At 61.9% G+C, this 2,438-nt stretch carries 3 protein-coding genes; all 3 read left to right on the forward strand.

What is annotated here, in order from left to right; genetic code table 11:
• Positions 1-29: 29 nt before the first annotated feature.
• Positions 30-1,349 (forward strand): phosphate ABC transporter permease PstA, encoded by a 1,320-nt coding sequence (pstA, locus tag WBB85_RS11590; protein ID WP_432638771.1) that lies wholly within the window; start codon positions 30-32, stop codon positions 1,347-1,349.
• A 20-nt stretch (positions 1,350-1,369) separates the two neighbouring features.
• Positions 1,370-2,167 carry a phosphate ABC transporter ATP-binding protein PstB gene (gene pstB / locus WBB85_RS11595; protein WP_432638772.1) on the forward strand — a complete coding sequence of 266 codons (798 nt, stop codon included), beginning with the start codon at positions 1,370-1,372 and terminating at the stop codon, positions 2,165-2,167.
• 10 nt (positions 2,168-2,177) lie between these two features.
• A partial coding sequence (locus tag WBB85_RS11600) for a phosphate signaling complex PhoU family protein (RefSeq protein WP_432638773.1) occupies positions 2,178-2,438 on the forward strand: 261 nt, incomplete at its 3' end.

Below are 2,438 nucleotides of genomic sequence, written 5' to 3' on the forward strand. Positions count from 1 at the left end.
ATCGTGCGCAAATACCGGGAGCAGTACGAATGACCGCGAAAACATCGCTCCTGACCCCTGACGCCCGCACCAAGCGGCGCAATGCCGCTGAGGCACGGTTCCGGCTTTACGGCCTGATTGCCGTCGCGGTCGCGATCATCGCGCTTGCCGGGCTGCTGGTGTCGATCTTTGGTAACGGGTCCTTGGCCTTCCGCCAGACGACGCTGCAACTGGAAATTCCGCTGCCCGAGGAAAAGCTCGACAAATCCGGCATCCGCGATCTGGCGGTGATGAAGAAGGTCACCACGGTCGGTTATGCCAAGGTGCTGGCCAATGCGCTTGAGGCGCAGCTTGACACGCTTGGGATTACGGTTGAGGGGCTGAAATCCAAGGACATCTCCAAGTTCCTTTCAGAAGAGGCCCCGGCAACCCTGCGCAATCAGGTGTTGGCCGACCCGGACCTTGTGGGCCAGACCATCACGCTGGAGCTTTTGATCGGCGGTCGGATCGACGGCTATTTCAAAGGCCGGGTGACGCGGGAGACGGCACTTCTCGACAAGAACGTCTCGCCCGCGCAGCTTGATCTTGCCGATGCGCTGAAGGAAACGGGGCATCTGCACACGAGTTTTAACTGGGGTTTCGTGACCGCACCGGACGCGTCAGAAAAGCGCCCCGAGGCTGCTGGTCTGGGCGTCGCGATCATCGGATCGCTTTACATGATGATCGTGGTGCTGGCGCTCTCATTGCCCATCGGTGTGGCGACGGCGGTCTATCTTGAAGAATTCGCCCCGAAGAACCGCTTTACCGATATTATCGAGGTCAATATCTCCAACCTTGCCGCCGTACCCTCTATCGTCTTCGGCATCCTCGGGCTTGCGGCCTTCATCAACTTCGCAGGGCTGCCGCAATCAGCGCCCATTGTCGGCGGGCTGGTCCTGACCCTGATGACGCTGCCCCGCATCATCATCCCGGCGCGGGCTGCCCTGAAGGCGGTGCCGCCATCGATCCGCGATGCGGCGCTTGGGGTCGGGGCCTCGAAGATGCAATCGGTCTTCCACCATGTCCTGCCCCTGGCCGCACCCGGCATTCTGACCGGCATGATCATCGGTCTGGCACAGGCCTTGGGCGAAACCGCGCCGCTTCTCCTGATCGGCATGGTGGCCTTTGTGCGCGACTATCCCGGCGCGCCGATGGAGGGGTTCTTTGACCCCGCCACCGCCCTGCCGGTACAGATCTACAACTGGACCCAGCGCGCCGATCCGGCCTTTGTCGAACGGGCCTCGGGTGCGATCATCGTCCTTCTCATCTTCCTTCTCGCCATGAATGCCGTCGCGATCCTTCTGCGGCGCAAGTTCGAACGGCGCTGGTAAAAATGGCGGAGACTGCCAAAATGAATGTCATGCGACAGACAGACGAAACAACGGCCACGGCCGAAATCAAGATCTCGGCAAAGGCCGTGCAGGTCTATTACGGCGACAATCACGCCATCAAGGATGTGGATGTCGAGATTGCCGACCGCACCGTGACGGCCTTTATCGGCCCCTCGGGCTGCGGCAAGTCGACCTTCCTGCGCTGCCTCAACCGGATGAACGATACGATCGATATCTGCCGGGTTGAGGGCAGCATTACGCTTGATGGCGAGGATATCTACGACAAGCGCGTCGATCCGGTGCAGTTGCGCGCCAAGGTCGGCATGGTGTTCCAGAAACCGAACCCGTTCCCAAAGTCGATCTATGACAACGTCGCCTACGGTCCCCGCATCCATGGCCTTGCGCGGAGCAAGGCGGAATTGGATGAGATCGTCGAGAAGTCGCTGCGCCGCGCGGCCCTTTGGGGCGAGGTCAAGGACCGGCTTCAGGCCCCCGGTACGGGCCTTTCGGGTGGCCAGCAGCAGCGTCTGTGTATTGCGCGTGCAGTTGCGACCTCGCCCGAAGTGCTGCTGATGGACGAACCCTGCTCGGCGCTCGACCCGATCGCCACGGCGCAGGTCGAGGAATTGATCGACGAGTTGCGTTCGCGTTTCGCCGTCGTCATCGTCACCCATTCGATGCAGCAGGCCGCCCGCGTCAGCCAGAAGACCGCCTTCTTCCACCTCGGCAATCTGGTCGAATTCGGCGAGACCGGGCAGATCTTCACCAATCCGCGCGACCCGCGCACCGAAAGCTACATTACCGGCCGGATCGGCTGAGGAGATACCGATGAGCGAACAACATATCCTGCGCGCCTTCGACCGCGATCTGGAGGCGATCCAGGCGATGGTCATGAAGATGGGCGGCATGGTCGAAGCGGCGATCCTCGACGCGGCCCAGGCGCTGGAAACGCGGGACGAGGAACTGGCCACAAAGGTCCGGGCAGGCGACAAGGCCATCGATGCTTTGGAAGAGAGAATTAACGAAGAGGCGGCGCGCCTGATCGCTTTGCGCGCGCCTGCCGCCTCCGACCTGCGGACCGTCCTGTCG

The organism is Albidovulum sp. (assembly GCF_049646345.1).
Classification (GTDB): domain Bacteria; phylum Pseudomonadota; class Alphaproteobacteria; order Rhodobacterales; family Rhodobacteraceae; genus Albidovulum.